This is a genomic window from Cricetibacter osteomyelitidis, from assembly GCF_004340985.1.
Lineage (GTDB): Bacteria > Pseudomonadota > Gammaproteobacteria > Enterobacterales > Pasteurellaceae > Cricetibacter > Cricetibacter osteomyelitidis.
In genome coordinates, this window is sequence record NZ_SLYB01000001.1 from 26,924 (window position 1) to 44,543 (window position 17,620).

Consider the following 17,620-nt stretch of genomic DNA (forward strand, 5'->3'; position numbering starts at 1 on the left):
ATAAATCCTAAGTTGTTAGAAATTGTAGCCTGTCCCCTATGCCAAGGACGATTAAAATACGACAAAGAAAATGACCGTTTGATCTGCAATTTTGACCATGTGGCTTATCCTATTGAACTAGGCGTGCCGGTGTTATTAGCCGAGCGAGCCGTAACCATTTACGAACAGGAAAAATAAAATGAGTTTTACAGTAATTATTCCCGCCCGCTTTGCATCAAGCCGTTTGCCGGGCAAGCCGTTGGCAGATATTGCGGGCAAACCGATGATTGCTCACGTGGTTGAAAAAGCCAGATTATCCGGAGCCCGCCGTGTGATTGTGGCGACCGATAATTTAGATGTGAAAAGTGCGGTGGAAAATTTGGCAGAAGTATGTTTAACATCGGAAAAACATAATTCCGGCACGGAACGTTTGGCGGAAGTGGTAGAAAAATTAGCTATTCCTGATGATGAAATTATTGTGAATATTCAAGGGGATGAACCGTTAATTCCGCCGGTTATTGTACAGCAAGTGGCAGATAACTTAGCGAAATACCAAGTGAATATGGCGAGCCTTGCGGTGGAAATTCATGAGGCGGAAGAACTTTTCAACCCAAATGCCGTCAAAGTGCTGACCGATAAAGACGGTTATGTGCTGTATTTTTCCCGTGCGGTGATTCCGTGGGATCGCGATCAATTCGCCAAAACCACTGATCCGAAGCGTGTTCAGCTTATGGCAAACTATTTGCGTCATATCGGCATTTATGCTTATCGTGCGGGTTTTATCAAGCAATATGTGCAATGGGAACCTACAGCGTTGGAAAAAATTGAATCCCTGGAACAATTGCGTGTTTTATGGAACGGTGAGAAAATTCATGTGGAGTTGGCCAAAGAAGTGCCGGCCGTTGGGGTTGATACGTTGGAAGATTTGGAAAAAGTGCGGTCGATTTTAGCAAAATAATTTAAACCAAATAGAGAAAGTAGTATGTTAGATAAAATTATCGGTTCGGCAATCAGTAGTGCATTGGGTGGTGGCAATACCGCAAATGAGAATTCAAATTCATCACCTATCGGCAGTATTTTAGGTGGTCTTATTCAATCACAAGGTGGTGTGGAAGGCATTTTCGGTAAATTACAACAAGGCGGTTTGGGTGATTTATTGGAATCCTGGATCGGTACGGGTCAAAATAAACCAATGCAATCCAACCAAGTGAATGATGTGTTTGGTGACGATACTATTTCTGAAGTAGCACAACAAGCAGGCGTGGATAAAACCCAAGCTCAAGATATTCTCTCTCAAGCGTTACCGCAAATTATTGATATGCTGACACCAAACGGTCGTGAAGGCGGTGTAAGAACCGATAGTTTAGCACGGCAGGCTCAACAAGCACAAAGCCAAGATGGTTTCGGCTTGGATGATTTATTAGGCGGCGTGTTAGGCGGGTTATTTGGTGAGGGAGCGATGCAGGAGCAAGCTCAACCTACACAAACACAACAACGTGTAAACGATAACCCGTTTGGTGATATTTTAGGGCAGATTTTTAATCAACCGACCCTTACCAGCCAAACTTCCGAACCGAGTAGTAACGATGAATTGGCACAGGATATCGGTTCAATTTTAAATGGTATGTTTAAAAATAAATAATGATGTTTGATGCGAAGTCTTTCCTTGCCAATGTTGCCCATCAGCCGGGCGTTTATCGGATGTATGACGATAAAGGCACGGTGATTTATGTAGGTAAAGCAAAGGATCTGAAAAAGCGTTTAAGCAGTTATTTTCGTTCTAATTTAAGCAGTAAGAAAACCGAAGCCTTGGTGTCGAATATTCATCATATAGACACTACGGTGACCAGCTCCGAAACGGAAGCGTTGCTGCTTGAGCATAATTTTATTAAAGAATATCAGCCCCGTTATAACGTATTGCTACGGGATGATAAATCCTATCCTTATATTTTACTCACCAAGGAACGCCATCCGCGGATCACCGCTTATCGCGGTACGAAAAAAATTCAAGGTGAATATTTCGGTCCTTATCCCCACGCCGGAGCAGTGCGGGAAACCTTATCTTTAATGCAGAAACTGTTTCCGGTGCGGCAATGCGAAAATTCCGTTTATAACAACCGTTCCCGTCCTTGTCTGCAATATCAAATCGGCCGTTGTACGGCCCCTTGTGTCGTAGGTTATGTGACGGATGATGACTATAATCAGCAAGTGGACTACGCACGTTTGTTTTTACAAGGTAAAGATCAATTGGTGTTAGAGAGTCTTATCGGCAAAATGGAAAATGCCAGCCGTAATTTGGATTTTGAAAGTGCAGCGCGTTTTCGTGATCAGATCCAAGCGGTGCGGGCGGTAGTAGAAAAACAATTTGTTTCCAATGAACGCTTGGATGATATGGATATTATCGCGATTGCCTATCAGCATGGATTGGCTTGTGTGCAGGTGCTGTTTATCCGCCAAGGCAAAGTGTTGGGTAATCGCAGTTATTTTCCTAAAGTGCCGGCCAATACGGATCTTTCCGAGCTGACGGCAACTTTTGTGGGGCAGTTTTATTTGCAGGCTCATCAAGGCCGAACTATTCCGAACAGCATTATTGTGGATCACAAATTAGCGGAAAAAGACGAGCTGGAAACCTTGCTGTGGGAACAGGCGGGCAGAAAAGTGCAAATTCAAGACAGTACCAAAGGTAATAAGAGCAAATATTTACAACTGGCACAAATGAATGCCAAAACCACGCTGACCACGCAGTTAAAACAAAAATCGTTGATTTCCGAACGCTATCATGCATTGCAAAATCTGCTCGGTATTACGGCAATCAAACGTATGGAATGTTTTGATATCAGCCATACAATGGGTGAACAAACCGTAGCTTCTTGTGTAGTCTTTAACGAAAACGGTCCGTTAAAATCCGATTACCGCCGTTTTAACATCGAAGGCATTACTGGCGGAGATGATTACGCCGCTATGGCTCAAGCCTTGAAAAAACGTTATGATCGCGATTTAGAACCAGAAAAAATTCCCGATGTTATTTTTATTGACGGCGGTAAAGGGCAGCTAAACCGAGCCTTAGAGGTGTTCCGTAATCTCAATGTAAAATGGGATAAAAACCGACCGCACTTAATCGGCGTAGCGAAAGGTGTCGATCGCCGAGCCGGATTGGAAACCTTGATTATCAGTAAACAAGACCGTGAGATTCACCTGCCCGACGATGATTTAGCCTTGCATTTAATTCAGCATATCCGCGATGAATCTCATAATCACGCTATCAGCGGACATCGCAAAAAACGGGCAAAAGCCTTTACCCACAGCGGTTTGGAAAATATTGAAGGCATTGGTGCAAAACGCCGTCAGGCATTATTGAAATATTTAGGCGGTATGCAAGGGGTGAAAAATGCCACGATAGATGAAATAGCCTCTGTGCCGGGAATTTCAAAATCGTTAGCAGAAAAAATCGTAGAGGCATTAAAATCTTAGTTTTTACACAATAATTTCGTTTGTTATTTGCTTGTTTTAAATGAGAGTTTAATGATTGCTCGATTTGTTTTGTGTTTTTCTATGTAAAATTAGATTTTTTTCAAAATTTAAATAAAATTCTTATCTTTTTATTGCAGATAGGAGTTTTTTTATTTTTTTTGTTTAATTTTTATTATTTTTTAGTTAATCTTATGACGAAAAACAGGGAAGTCGTACTTGTTATGACTTGAATTATTAACCGCAGCCAATGTCTGCATAACGCATCATCATAAAACTATGAATACATCACGTTTCTTTTCATTATTTTTCCATGGAAGTTTGGTTAAACGAATTTCCATCGGTTTGATCTTAGGTATCATTTTAGCCTTAATCTCTCCTGCATTAGAGCCTACATTAAATGTTAATTTAGCTGAAAAAGCCGGATTTTTAGGGGCTATTTTTGTCCGAGCATTGCGTTCTGTTGCACCAATTTTAATTTTTATGCTGGTTATTGCGGCAATAGCCAATAAAAAAGCCAGTTCAAAAAGTAATATGAAAGATATTATTGTGTTATATCTACTGGGGACATTTTTAGCAGCATTCGTGGCTGTTATCGCCAGCTTTGTTTTTCCGAGTAGGATTACATTAGTAGTACCTGAAGGCGAATTATCTCCGCCGTCAGCCGTGACGGAAGTATTAAAAACAGTATTGTTTAATGCAATTGACAATCCGTTTAATGCTTTAGCTAATGCAAACTTTATCGGTATTTTAGCATGGGCTGTGGGATTGGGAATTGTATTACGCTATGCTTCTGATACGACTAAAAATATGGTGAATGATTTTTCCGAAGCAATTTCCAAAATCGTACATGTCGTGATTTCTTTTGCACCGTTCGGGGTATTTGGATTAGTGGCAGAAGCACTTGCCGATAAAGGATTAAGTGCCTTAGACAACTATATTCGATTATTAGAGGTATTAATCGGGGTAATGTTATTCGTTATGTTTGTGGTGAATCCTCTCATTGTTTATTGGAAAATCCGTCGAAATCCGTATCCATTAGTGTGGGAATGTGTGAGTACCAGCGGTTTAACCGCATTCTTTACGCGTAGCTCTGCCGCCAATATTCCGGTAAATATGGAATTGGCAAAACGTTTGGAATTGGATGAAGAAGTTTATTCCGTGTCTATTCCGTTGGGGGCAACGATTAATATGGCCGGTGCGGCAATAACGATTACTGTATTGACTCTGGCTGCAGTGCATACTCTTGGCATAGATGTACCATTCGATACAGCTATCTTATTAAGTATCGTTGCCAGTCTTTGTGCTTGCGGTGCTTCCGGTGTCGCCGGCGGTTCGCTGTTATTAATTCCGCTTGCTTGTAGTTTATTCGGTATCCCAAATGAAATTGCCGCACAAGTTATCGGGGTAGGCTTTATTATCGGTGTATTACAAGATTCTACGGAAACTGCGTTGAATTCATCAACGGACGTACTATTTACTGCGGCAGCTTGTATCGCAGAAAAAAACAGAGAGCAAAAATCTTTAATTGAATAAGCGGACTACAATCCGCTTTTACCTGATTTTTCATAACAAAAAAGCTCCCGATTCGGGAGCTTTTCCTTCTGGAATATTTCGCAAATTAGCGACGTAAACCTAAACGTGCGATAGTTGTAGTGTAAAGTTCTAAATTAGTACGTTTTAAGTAATCTAAAAGTTTACGACGACGAGAAACCATGCGTAATAAACCGCGACGACCGTGGTGATCTTTTTTGTGAACTGCAAAGTGACTTTGTAAGTGGTTGATTTGTGCAGTTAATAAAGCGATTTGTACTTCAGATGAACCGGTATCTTTACCGTCACGACCATATTCAGCAACGATTGCTGCTTTTTGCTCGGTTGTTAGAGACATTTGTTACTCCTAATAAATTTGAGTGTTGAGATACATCATTCGCCGATCTCTACTCCAGCGATGACAGCGAAGTTGAATTGTAGTGGGGAAGCGGGATAAAAGCAAGAAAAATCTCAAAAAAAGACCGCACTTTATGCTAAAAACAGGGACGTATTAAATACGCCCCTGCTCATATAATAATTTTATTAATTACGCTTTCGCTTGAGCACGTTTGCCGAGAATAAGCGATAGTGTAAAAGCAGCAGTAAATGAGATAGCCATTCCTACTGCGTAGGGCCACCAATCACCTGCGCGGATAGATGCAATGCCGACTAAACCGGCCGCACCTAAAGCAGAGGCTTTAACGTTATATAATGAAATAAATGCGGCAGCCAAACCGGAACCGATCATTGCGGCATAGAACGGGTAGCGGTAACGCAGATTTACCCCGAACATAGCCGGTTCGGTAATACCTAAGACAGCACTGATACCTGACGGTACAGCCAATCCGCGAGTTTTTGCATCACGATTTAATACCGCAACAGCCAAGCAGGCTGCACCTTGTGCAATATTCGACATTGCGGCAATCGGAAAGATAAAAGTTGCAGCCGTACTGGCTAATAACTGTGTTTCAACCGCAATGAAGGTTTGATGCATACCGGTGATCACAATAGGTGCATAAAATGCCCCAAATATTCCTCCTCCGATAAAACCGGCAGTGTCGTACAGCCAAGTCAAGCCGTGACTTAAAAACTCACCGGCTTCGCGTCCGAACGGACCGATAATAGTGAAAGACAGGAAACCGGTAATAAACAGGCTGAATAATGGTGTAATTAAGTTATCTAATACAGACGGAATGATTTTACGGAATCCCTTTTCCAACATTGACAACACCCAAGAAGCAATGAGTACTGGAATTACTGTACCTTGATAGCCTACACTTTCAATATCTAAACCGAAGATATTCCAATGTTTTAATTCGCCAGATGCCAGCTTTGCCGCATATTCATAGGCACTAGTTAAATCTGTATGTACCAATAACATCCCTAAAGTTGCCCCTAAATAAGGGTTTCCTCCGAATTTTTTTGTTGCGGTAAAACCAAGCAGTATCGGTAGGAAAACAAACGGTGCGTTGGCAAAGGTGTTAATCATTGCGGCAAGATCTTGGAAGTGCGGGTAGTTGTCCAATAAAGTTTTGCCGGGTTCAAATAGATCTTTGGCGGTAAAGATGTTCCCAATACCCATCAATAAACCGCCTGCAACGATCGCAGGGATAATAGGAACGAAGATATCCGCTAATCCTTTGATTAAGCGTTGTACTATTCCCTGTTTTTCCGCTGCAGCTTTGGCTGCTTGTTCTTTGCCGGTATCCGCAGAATCTCCGCCACCGAGCTGTTTTGTCATTTCAGCATGTACTTTATTGACTGTACCGGAACCAAAAATAATTTGATATTGACCGGCTACGGAAAATTGACCTTTCACACCTTGGATATTTTCAATGCCTTCTTTGTCGACCTTGTTTTCGTCGTTTAGCACTAGACGTAAGCGGGTTGCACAGTGTGCTGCTGTTGCGATATTTTCTTTGCCACCGAGCTTTTCAATCGTTTGCTTGGCTATCTCAGGGTAATTCATAGGCTCTCCTAGTGATTAACAGATTGATTATGAATAAAACTGATTAATTTTAAATTAATAAAAAATAACCATTGAATTTTAACTAAATCGGTTTAGTGCTGCTAGCTGAAATCTTTAAAAATGTGATCTTTATCAAAGATTTTTCAATGCCATACGTAAACGAGCCAAGCCTTCATTTAATTCCGGTTCCGAAATATTTAATGCCGGTGCAAAACGTAATACATTCGGACCCGCTACCAAAATCATTACGCCTTGATCCGCACAGCGTTTCACAAAGTCGGCGGCTTTGCCGTGATATGGTTCGATCAACTCGGCACCGATTAATAACCCTTGTGCCCGAATTTCAGTAAATAAATGATATTCTTGATTGATTTTTTCTAATTCTTGTACAAATAATTCAGAAGTGCGGTTCACATTGTCTAAGAATTTTTCATCACTGATAATATCCACTACTTTGGAACCGATAGCACAAGCTAACGGATTACCGCCAAATGTTGTACCGTGTACGCCTACCCCCAAACTTTTTGCAATTTCTTCGGTTGTGAGCATTGCACTGATCGGGAAGCCGTTTGCTAGGGCTTTCGCAGATGTGAGAATATCCGGTATCACACCATAGCGTTGATAAGCATAGAAGTATCCCGTACGTCCTACACCGGTTTGCACTTCATCAAAAATCAGTAGGGCTTGATATTCATCACATAGATCACGCAAACCTTGCAAAAATGCCTTGGTAGCCGGCTGTACACCGCTTTCTCCTTGAATGGGTTCGACGATAATGGCACAAGTGTGATCATCCATCATCGCCCGCACTGTGTTTAAATCATTGAACGGCACGTGGATAATATCTGCCGGTTTCGGGCCGAAGCCGTCGGAGTATTTCGGTTGACCGCCCACACTTACGGTAAACAGCGTACGACCATGGAAACTTTGTTTAAAGGAAATAATTTTACTTTTATGATAACCAAAATGATCCACTGCATAACGACGGGCTAATTTTAATGCCGCTTCATTAGCTTCCGCACCGGAATTAGCAAAAAACACACGATCTGCAAAGGTTTTTGCTACTAATTTGGAACCGAGTTCAATAGTCGACTCACTGGTAAACCAGTTGCTGGAATGCCATAGTTTTTCCCCTTGGGCTTTCAGCACTTCCACCAACTCATCAGGGCAATGTCCTAATGCATTCACCGCAATGCCGCTGGTAAAATCAATATATTCCCTGCCTTCCTGATCCCACACCCGACTGCCTTTACCTTTCACGGGAATAAAATTTGCAGGATTATAGTTTTTAATCATGACTTTATCAAAATCTTGTCTGGAGTATGTCATTGTATTTGTCCTTTATATTGTTATACGATATGGAGAGACGACATATTATGCCGTACATGGTGTGAATAGCTTATAACTTAATGAATATTTAATCAATAAAAATGAATATAAATTCATTTAATCGAGATATAAAAAAGTGCGGTTAAAATTACCGCACTTTTTGTTAATTCTTGTTAACTCGTTCCACCCACGGTGATTTTTTCGATTTTCAATGCCGGTTGCCCAACACCCACCGGGACGCTTTGACCCTCTTTACCGCATACGCCGATGCCGTGATCAATTTCCATATTATCTGCCACCATTGAAATTTGTTGCATCACTTCGATTCCACTGCCGATTAGGGTTGCACCTTTTACCGGCTTAGTTATTTTACCTTTTTCAATTAAATAGGCTTCTGTGGTAGAGAACACGAATTTACCGGATGTGATATCCACTTGGCCGCCACCGAAATGAGGGGCGTAAATGCCGTGATCCACGGAGGCGATAATATCATCGAATTTGCTTTCGCCTGCCAGCATATAGGTATTTGTCATTCTCGGCATTGGCAAATGAGCGTAAGATTCGCGACGGCCGTTACCTGTGGGTTTCATTTCCATTAAGCGGGCATTCATTTTATCCTGCATATAGCCTTTTAAAATGCCGTTTTCAATGAGTACGTTATATTGCGATGGCACGCCTTCATCATCAATGGTTATTGAACCACGGCGGTCTTGCAATGTGCCGTTATCTACAATGGTGCACAATGGAGAAGTGACTAATTCGCCTAATTTTCCGCTGAATACCGAGCTTTCTTTACGGTTGAAATCCCCTTCCAAACCGTGACCTACTGCTTCGTGCAATAACACACCCGGCCAGCCGGCACCTAATACCACAGGCATCATACCGGCGGGGGCAGAAATCGCACTCAGATTAACGAGTGCTTGGCGTACGGCTTCTTTGGCAAAATGTACTGCCCGAATTTCGCCGTTTTCTGAGGTTAAGAACCAATCCAAACCGAAACGACCGCCTGCACCGGAGTTGCCCCGTTCGCGTTTACCGTCTTGTTCCACCAATACGGAAATAGATAGGCGGATAAGCGGGCGGATATCTGTGGCAAGTGTGCCGTCAGTCGCCACTACCAGCACCTCTTCATACATAGAGTTGAGTGATGCGGAAACACGGGTAACCCGTTTATCCATTGTGCGAGCCGTGCGATCCACCAAATGGAGCAATTCGATTTTTTGTTCTTTGCTTAAACTGTTCAATGGATTGATACCGGCATAACGCAAGATGGCTTGGGTTTCATTGAATTTATTTGGTACGATTATGTTTCCCTGCTTGGTTTGAGCAATGCCTTTGATCGCTTTGGCACATTGTTGCAGGCTGGCGTAATTAATTTGGTCGGAATAAGCAAAGCCGGTTTTTTCGCCGCTGACTGCACGTACGCCTACGCCACGATCAATATGAAATCCGCCTTCTTTGATAATACCGTCTTCCAGCATCCAGCTTTCATCTTGACTGAGTTGGAAATATAAATCCGCATAATCGATATTGCGGTGAGAGAGCGTATCGAAAATAGTGAGGAGTTGATTTAAGGATAAATTACTTTGTGTTAATAGGCTTTCTGATACTTGTTTTAACATTTTATTCTCGTTATTTTTTATAAAATTCTCTCCTGTTTACGGGAGGGATGTTTCGAAATGATAGAGAGGGGGGAAATTAAGATTTTATATCAAGAATAATTTTCCCCTTTTTTTCCGTAAACAGAAGAAGGTTTGTTTTTACGGCTACATTACAACCACGTCAAATTGATCTTGATTATAAAAGACTTCGGTTTTAATTTGAACTTGTTTGCCGATAAACACTTCCAATTCCGGAATTAAGCCGTGAGATTCTTCGGTGATTAAATAATCTGCCACCGCACGAGATGCGTAAACCACAAATTGTTCGCTGGAATATAAATGATGTACGCGAATAATTTCCCGCATAATTTCATAACACACGGTTTCCACGGTTTTTAATGATCCCGTGCCTTTGCAAGCCGGACATTCTTCGCACAGAATATGCTCTAGACTTTCTCTTGTGCGTTTGCGGGTCATTTCCACTAAACCGAGCTGAGTGAAGCCGTTTACGTTGGTTTTTACCCGATCTTTGGATAGCGCTTCTTCCAAGGACTGAATTACCCGTTGACGGTGATCATCGGTTTGCATATCAATAAAATCAATAATGATAATTCCGCCAAGATTACGTAATTGAAGCTGTTGGGCAATGGTTTTTGTGGCTTCAATATTAGTGTTGAAAATGGTTTCTTCCAAGTTGCGATGACCGACAAATGCACCGGTATTAATATCAATCGTGGTCATCGCTTCTGTTTGCTCGATAATCAAATAACCGCCGGATTTCAGATTAACCCGTTTATTTAAGGCTTCTTGGATCCCGCGTTCTACACCATAGGCATCAAAGAGCGGTTGATTTCCCGCATAAAGTGATAAACGGTTGGTCAATTCCGGCATAAATTCTTGCGTAAATTCAGTGACTTCATTAAATGCAAGTTTGGAGTCGATACGCACTAAATTGATTTGTGCCCCGATAAAATCCCGTAAAATTCGTTGTGCCAGTTTCGGTTCGCCATAAAGCATTGAATTTGTCGGGTATTTTTTACGGCGTTCGAGCACTTTTCGCCATAGGCGTTTTAAAAACGCCACGTCTTGCTGTAATTCTTCAATGGTCGCACCTTCTGCGGCAGTACGAATAATAAAGCCGCCCAGTTCATCGCAGTAAGGCTCCACTAATGCTTTTAATCTGGCACGTTCTTCTTCACTTTCAATACGTTGTGATACGCCCACATGGCTGTTTTCCGGCATAAAGACTAAATAACGGGATGGCAGCGTAATATCTGTGGTTAAACGAGCACCTTTTGTACCAAGGGGATCTTTAACTACCTGCACCACAATATCTTGTCCTTCACGCACCAGTTCGGCGATATCTTTCACTACAAATTGCTTTTTCTCGCTTTCATCTACGCATTCCGTGTGAGAAACAATATCGGATGCGTGCAAAAATGCCGCTTTTTCCAGCCCGATATCGACGAAAGCGGACTGCATACCGGGCAATACCCGCATTACTTTACCCTTGTAAATGTTACCCACAATACCACGTTTGGCTTCCCGTTCAATATGTACTTCTTTTAATATGCCGGTATCCACCAACGCGACACGGGTCTCATTGGGCGTAACATTAATTAATAATTCTACGCTGTTCATTATGACACCTGATTTTAGTTGATTTTTTAAATATTCTATAATTGTTGCTTAATATAACGAAAAGGAAAATGGAATAATAGCCCTAATTCGGGTAAAATGCCGGTTTGTTTAAAAAATCATAGAATAAAGGGGTTGAGATGTTTGGATTTGATCCGACAATGGTGACATTTACCGTGTATATTCTCGGTATGATTGCTATTGGGTTTTTAGCGTATTATTACACCAATAATTTGTCCGATTATATTTTAGGCGGTCGTAAATTAGGCAGTTTTGTAACGGCGATGTCTGCCGGTGCGTCAGATATGTCCGGTTGGTTGTTAATGGGCCTGCCGGGCGCCGTGTATGCGGCAGGTCTTGTTGAAGGCTGGATTGCTATCGGTTTAACCGTCGGAGCATATTTAAACTGGCTGTTTGTAGCGGGCAGGTTGCGAGTATTCACTGAATTTAATAATAACGCATTGACTCTGCCGGAATATTTTCACGCCCGTTTTGGTACGGAACATAAAACCTTAAAAATCATTTCTGCTACGATTATCCTCGTTTTCTTTACGATTTATTGTGCCTCCGGTGTAGTTGCCGGAGCGAAGTTATTCCAGAATTTAATGCAGGTGGAATATTCCACAGCAATTTGGTATGGTGCGTTAGCGACTATTATTTATACGTTTATCGGCGGATTTTTAGCGGTAAGTTGGACGGATACCATTCAAGCTACATTAATGGTTTTTGCTTTAATTTTAACGCCGGTATTTGTGGTATTGGCTCTTGGCGGTATGGAACAAATGCAAGCGGTATTAGTACAGGCGGAAGTGGCGGCACAAAAAGATTTCACTGATATATTTACCGGCACCACACCTTTAGGTCTGCTCAGCTTGGCAGCTTGGGGGTTAGGTTATTTCGGACAACCGCATATTTTAGCCCGTTTTATGGCGGCTTATTCGGTGAAATCCTTACACCGGGCTCGCCGTATCGGGATGGTTTGGATGATTATCTGTTTAACAGGCGCTGTAGCTATCGGTTTCTTCGGAATCACCTATTTTTATGCTAATCCGCAAGTGGCACAAGTGGTAAATAATGAGCACGAACAAGTGTTTATCGAATTGGCCAAATTATTATTTAATCCGTGGATTGCCGGTGTATTGCTCTCTGCAATTTTAGCGGCGGTAATGAGTACCTTGAGCGGTCAATTATTAATTTCCGCCAGTGCTATTACAGAAGATTTCTATAAAGGCTTTATTCGCCCGAATGCCGGTGAAAAAGAATTGGTCTGGCTTGGTCGTTCAATGGTGTTAGTGATTGCGGGAATTGCTATTGCTCTGGCACAAGATGAAAATAATAAAGTATTAAAACTGGTTGAATTTGCTTGGGCGGGCTTCGGTAGTGCCTTTGGTCCGGTTGTGTTATTGTCTTTATTCTGGAAACGAATGACATCCGCCGGTGCATTAGCCGGGATGCTGACCGGTAGTACAGTGGTTTTTGCTTGGAAAAAACTGTTACCGGCAGGTTCGGAATTAGCGGGCGTATATGAAATGATCCCGGGTTTCTTATTAGGTAGTTTGGCAATTATTGTGGTTTCATTGCTTGCGGGCAAACCGGAAGATAAAGTTGCAGAAACTTTTGATTTGGCAACGCGGGCTTATAAAACGGCAGCCAAATAATTAGTCTAATCAATGAAAAGTACGGTGAAATGAGCCGTACTTTACACAGGGCTCAAAAAAACACCGTCCTTCTATGTGGTTTAAGCGGACGGTGTTTTATGAAAAGAAAGAATATAGTTCTTAATATTAGAATTTATAGCTTAGACTGAGTCTTGCGGTACGCCCTCGGGCAAAGTTATTCAGCACAATAGTATCACCGCTTTCCATTTGATAATAACGTTGGCTTGCCGAATCATTATTGCTATCTAAAGGATCGATATAACGTTTATCAAATGCGTTAATCAGTTCAGCTTTGATAATGAGATCTTTTATCGGTTCATAGCTAATATAAAAATCAAAAATTATTGGTTGTTTATTAATCTCTTCCGTTTTTCGGGTTCTTAAATAATTAGCATCATAATCATCGAACTGATGTGACCCATAAAGATACTCATCTTCTATTGTTGCCCGTTTACTTTTTCCGTAATAGCGAGCGACAGTGGCGAGCGTTAGCTTTTGATCAAACCAACGGGTACCTAATTCCAATCTTCCGTAATCTTTTGGTAACATTGAAATTTTACTTAAGCCATAAACTTGATCTAAAGATTCATCGTCAATATTGTCCGGACCGGCATCACCAAAACTGGTTGGCTGGTTACTTTTTTGATAAGCATAGGATAAGTTAGCAAAGAATCGGCTATTATCATAACTGAGTTCTAATTCCAGACCTTTCTTTCTTACCGGTCGACGATAATTCTGAAAGTGCACAGTATACAGATAACTGTTTATTTTTGACCAATCCGGTGGCTCACTTCCCCAGAAGCCATACACATTATGGATGTAATCTTTAATTTTGCTACGGTAAAAGACCAGTTTCAGACCAAATCTATCGTTATCGGAAAAGAGCCCTTCTTTTGCACTATTGAAGCCGATCTGATAGGTTTGTGCCTGTTCGGGCTTTAATTTAGTATTTACGCCGATAGTGCCAATTTGAGAAAAAAACATTTCTTGAATATTCGGCATTCTATGCGTTTTCGAATAACTGATAAAAGGATTAAATAATTCATGAATATCAGCATTTAGTACGAGTGAATGATTGATATTATTCCGTTTACCGCTTTTTTTCGTAATTGCTTCATGTAATGCACAGTAATAATAGTAAGTCTGACCATCAAGTGAGAGTTCTTTATCACAAAAGTTTTTCAGAATTTCATTTTCAGAGTAGTGGCCCACATAATCTTCGTAATCGATGAAGTAGTTGGCGTATTCTCCATTGAATCGATAATTTACAAAATTGACATTATAGTTAAGATTGAAAATATCTTTTGCAAGGTGATTATCTATATAAAACGTTGTAAATTTTTGTTTCCCTGATGGCTGAAAAATAGAGGAGGTTCTCGGTAAAATGGCTTTATCACCTATTTCATTCAGACCATAAAACAATCCGAACTCTTCAGGGAAGCGATTCTTACTGTATTCATTTATAAGTAAATTGGCGCCCAAAGTTAAGTCATAGGTTATATTCTTGGGTAAGGAAAATGAAAAATGGTTATTTATATCTAAGGTGTCGGAGATATTGTTCGCCTGTAAATAATCTTTTACTTCTCTACCGGAGAATAAACTGCCTTTGGGATATTTCTGTTTAGCGCTGTTATGGGAATATAATAAATTTAAATCAGTAAGATCACCCAATGAAAAATTATAATTAAGTTGGTATGTTTTGTTTTCAATTTTTCTTCCTGCGAGCAGATTATTAAACACACGATACTGCAAATTCAGGATATTATAATTGTCCGCGTATTCAATTTTAGCTAAATGGCTTTGTGATTTTTGACGTAGTGCATCGGCATCAAAAGGCGTTGTATCATACTGTTTGCTGGTTTCTTGCCAGACTTTTTCAAAGTATGACAAACAGCTCTCTCCGTATGATTTTAAACAGGACTCTTCTAACTCAGACGGAGTACTCCAACCGTTAGGCGTTTCTTTTAATCCGGAAAAAAGAAAATCGTCACGTTTAATTGCATTTAAGATATCTACTCCCAGCGAGCTGATTTTTCTCCCTCCGCCTATTTTATAATTTTGTGAAACAGCACGTTTACTTATACCATAAAGAATGCCCAAATATCCTCCGTTATTAAGCTCCTGCCGGTAAGCGGCGGTTGCCATATAATCATATTTCGATTGATTATTTCCAATTGCACCTTTTGTCAAAATGCCGAATTTATCACCGACTTTTACTACATCATTTACCCCTAAAGTACGAAAATTTGCCGAACCGTTAAGGGAGTTTAAACCATTCTTTCCGTCAAAAGTACCTTTGGTTAAATCAACGCCGGCGATAAAATTGGCATCCAGTACCGCACCGAATTGCGATGATCCGCCTGAACGGTTATTACCATCCGTTGCGGAGGCATAAAACGTTTGTACAACACCGTCGATCATTGAATTAGCCCGTCCGAATCCGCTATCGCCGCGAATATTTAAAGACAGCGTGCCCGAACTTTTATCTTGCTGGGTAAATGCACCGGGCATGCTTCTTATGGTTTCATCAAGGGAGGCGGTAGATTTATAAACCTGTTCTTTACTACTTGATGCCGCAGCTTGTTTAAACATTTTATAATTTGATGTTTCTGTGATTTTGTCTTCAACATCAATCTGTTCAAGCTGTGAGGTTTGTGTGTCTTCTGCATAGGCTGCCGAATTGAACAGCAATGCAGTAAACAGGGGGAAATGTATTGTTTTTATATTTTTCATAATAATGTCTCCTTTTTTCAAAGATTAATGATTATAATTTTTATTTTTAATAAGGCAAGGGGAATTTAAAGATTTGTTTGTTATAAGTTAAAATAAGGTTAAGAAAATGATTTTATGAGATTACATGTGAAGCGTTGGTTTGAACGATAAAGCATCATAAAAATGGGTGTTTACGTTTAGAATAGGCATGTTGGTATTTAATCTAAACAATTATCAACATACCCTAAAATATTTATAAAATCGACCGCACTTTTGGCTTGTAGACATTAAGAGACTCTAAAGTGCGGTAAGTTTTATTGAATCACACATTATTGTATCTTAGAATCTAAAGCGTTATGCTGATGAAAGTATGGTTCCGTGACATAGTTCACAAAATATTTAAGGGGGAATATGATGTCTATTAATTTATCTCGTGTGCAGTCCATTATCGAAAATCTCGCAGGTATTTCTGCGGAAAAAGCAGCGTTAACTCGCTTGGCATTCAGTTCACAAGATGCGGAAGCTCATCGTTATCTTATTGAATTATGTAAACCATATGATTTAACGATACGTACTGATGAAATAGGGAATTTATTTATTCGTAAAGCCGGTATTAATAATGATTTGCCTGCTGTCGCCTTTGGTTCACATATTGATACAGTCATCAATGCCGGTAAATTAGATGGACCTTTAGGTTCGGTCGGTGGACTGGAAATTTTATTTCAACTATGTGAACAACAGATTCAAACGCATTATCCTGTAGAATTGATCATTTTTATGTGTGAAGAATCCAGCCGTTTTAATTATGCCACTTTAGGTAGCAAAGTGATGTGCGGCGTTACTAATCAAGAAAAGTTATCCGTTTTACGAGATAAACAAGGTAAAGGATTAAATCAGGCATTAGCGGAATATGGTCTGGATTTTAACCGGGTTAATCAGGCAAAACGTGAAGCAAAGGATTTTAAATGCTTCTTTGAACTACATATTGAACAAGGTCCGCGTTTAGAAAATGAAGGTAAGACTATCGGTGTGGTAACCGGTATTGCCGCACCGATACGTTGCATTGTTAAAATTAAGGGGCAAGCGGATCATTCCGGTGCAACGGCAATGCATTATCGACACGATGCTTTATTGGCCGGTGCGGAATTGGCATTAATCATTGAGCAGGCAGCTATTGATGCTGGACATGCTACGGTGGCGACGGTTGGGAATATGTCGGTTAAACCGGGCGTGATGAATGTGGTTCCCGGTGATTGCGAACTATTAGTGGATATTCGTGGTACGCATTCGGAAGCAAGAGAGTCCGTCTTTATTCGGCTACAAGAGAATATCGAAAAGATTGCAGCAAAACGTCAGGTTGTTATTGAGCTACAAGTGATTTCCAACGATCAGCCTGTTGTATTATCGCAGGAAATGGTAGAACAAATTAGTCAGGCTGCACGGGAATTAGATTACTCCTATGAAATTATGCCGAGCGGAGCAGGGCACGATGCCATGCATATGGCAACACTTTGCCCGACAGGCATGATTTTTGTACCTTCTCATCGCGGGATTAGCCATAATCCTTTAGAATTTACCGATTGGAAAGATATTGAAGCGGGCATTAAGGTATTGCAAAAAGTCGTATTGGAGCAGGCGGAGGTAGTAGATTAATCTTTGAATAAGCAATAAATCCGGCGTAATGGACAAAAATCCCATACACCTAAATGAAAAGTGCGGTAGAATTTACCGCA

13 protein-coding genes are annotated in these 17,620 nt (G+C 40.8%); 7 read left to right on the plus strand and 6 right to left on the minus strand.

What is annotated here, in order from left to right; all coding sequences use genetic code 11:
- The 5 genes from EDC44_RS00095 (at window position 1) to sstT (ending at window position 4,983) form a co-directional block, all read left to right on the plus strand.
- Window positions 1–177, plus strand: a complete 177-nt coding sequence (locus EDC44_RS00095) for a Trm112 family protein (RefSeq protein ID WP_131974512.1) — start codon at window positions 1–3, stop codon at window positions 175–177.
- 1 nt (window position 178) lies between these two features.
- Entirely contained in the window at window positions 179–937 is a 759-nt protein-coding gene (gene kdsB, locus EDC44_RS00100; RefSeq protein WP_131974135.1) for a 3-deoxy-manno-octulosonate cytidylyltransferase, read from the plus strand.
- A gap of 24 nt (window positions 938–961) precedes the next feature.
- Complete coding sequence (locus tag EDC44_RS00105) at window positions 962–1,621, plus strand: YidB family protein (protein ID WP_131974137.1); 660 nt, start codon at window positions 962–964, stop codon at window positions 1,619–1,621.
- A 2-nt stretch (window positions 1,622–1,623) separates the two neighbouring features.
- Window positions 1,624–3,450: an excinuclease ABC subunit UvrC gene (gene uvrC / locus EDC44_RS00110; protein ID WP_131974514.1), complete on the plus strand. Its 1,827-nt coding sequence runs from the start codon at window positions 1,624–1,626 to the stop codon at window positions 3,448–3,450.
- A 276-nt stretch (window positions 3,451–3,726) separates the two neighbouring features.
- Window positions 3,727–4,983 carry a serine/threonine transporter SstT gene (gene sstT, locus EDC44_RS00115; RefSeq protein WP_131974139.1) on the plus strand — a complete coding sequence of 419 codons (1,257 nt, stop codon included), beginning with the start codon at window positions 3,727–3,729 and terminating at the stop codon, window positions 4,981–4,983.
- 85 nt (window positions 4,984–5,068) lie between these two features.
- On the opposite strand, the gene rpsO is transcribed toward sstT, so the two are convergent.
- The 5 genes from rpsO to rng all read right to left on the minus strand — a co-directional run bounded on the left by rpsO (window position 5,069) and on the right by rng (window position 11,520).
- Window positions 5,069–5,338 carry a 30S ribosomal protein S15 gene (gene rpsO / locus EDC44_RS00120; protein ID WP_131974141.1) on the minus strand — a complete coding sequence of 90 codons (270 nt, stop codon included), beginning with the start codon at window positions 5,336–5,338 and terminating at the stop codon, window positions 5,069–5,071.
- 189 nt (window positions 5,339–5,527) lie between these two features.
- Window positions 5,528–6,949 (minus strand): sucrose-specific PTS transporter subunit IIBC, encoded by a 1,422-nt coding sequence (locus tag EDC44_RS00125; RefSeq protein WP_131974143.1) that lies wholly within the window; start codon window positions 6,947–6,949, stop codon window positions 5,528–5,530.
- A 132-nt stretch (window positions 6,950–7,081) separates the two neighbouring features.
- Complete coding sequence (locus EDC44_RS00130) at window positions 7,082–8,278, minus strand: aspartate aminotransferase family protein (protein WP_131974145.1); 1,197 nt, start codon at window positions 8,276–8,278, stop codon at window positions 7,082–7,084.
- A gap of 173 nt (window positions 8,279–8,451) precedes the next feature.
- Window positions 8,452–9,900, minus strand: a complete 1,449-nt coding sequence (gene tldD / locus EDC44_RS00135) for a metalloprotease TldD (RefSeq protein ID WP_131974147.1) — start codon at window positions 9,898–9,900, stop codon at window positions 8,452–8,454.
- 144 nt (window positions 9,901–10,044) lie between these two features.
- The gene (rng, locus tag EDC44_RS00140) at window positions 10,045–11,520 is read right to left on the minus strand and encodes a ribonuclease G (protein WP_131974149.1); all 1,476 of its coding nucleotides are present in this window, start codon (window positions 11,518–11,520) and stop codon (window positions 10,045–10,047) included.
- Window positions 11,521–11,657: 137 nt separating this feature from the next.
- On the opposite strand from rng, the gene putP reads away from it, so the two are divergent.
- Window positions 11,658–13,175, plus strand: a complete 1,518-nt coding sequence (gene putP, locus EDC44_RS00145) for a sodium/proline symporter PutP (protein WP_131974151.1) — start codon at window positions 11,658–11,660, stop codon at window positions 13,173–13,175.
- Between the two features lie 126 nt (window positions 13,176–13,301).
- Here putP and EDC44_RS00150 read toward each other — a convergent pair whose 3' ends face one another.
- Window positions 13,302–15,908: a TonB-dependent receptor domain-containing protein gene (locus EDC44_RS00150; protein WP_131974153.1), complete on the minus strand. Its 2,607-nt coding sequence runs from the start codon at window positions 15,906–15,908 to the stop codon at window positions 13,302–13,304.
- Window positions 15,909–16,301: 393 nt separating this feature from the next.
- Between EDC44_RS00150 and EDC44_RS00155 the strand changes: the two genes are divergently transcribed.
- Window positions 16,302–17,540: a Zn-dependent hydrolase gene (locus tag EDC44_RS00155; protein ID WP_131974516.1), complete on the plus strand. Its 1,239-nt coding sequence runs from the start codon at window positions 16,302–16,304 to the stop codon at window positions 17,538–17,540.
- Window positions 17,541–17,620 lie beyond the last annotated feature (80 nt).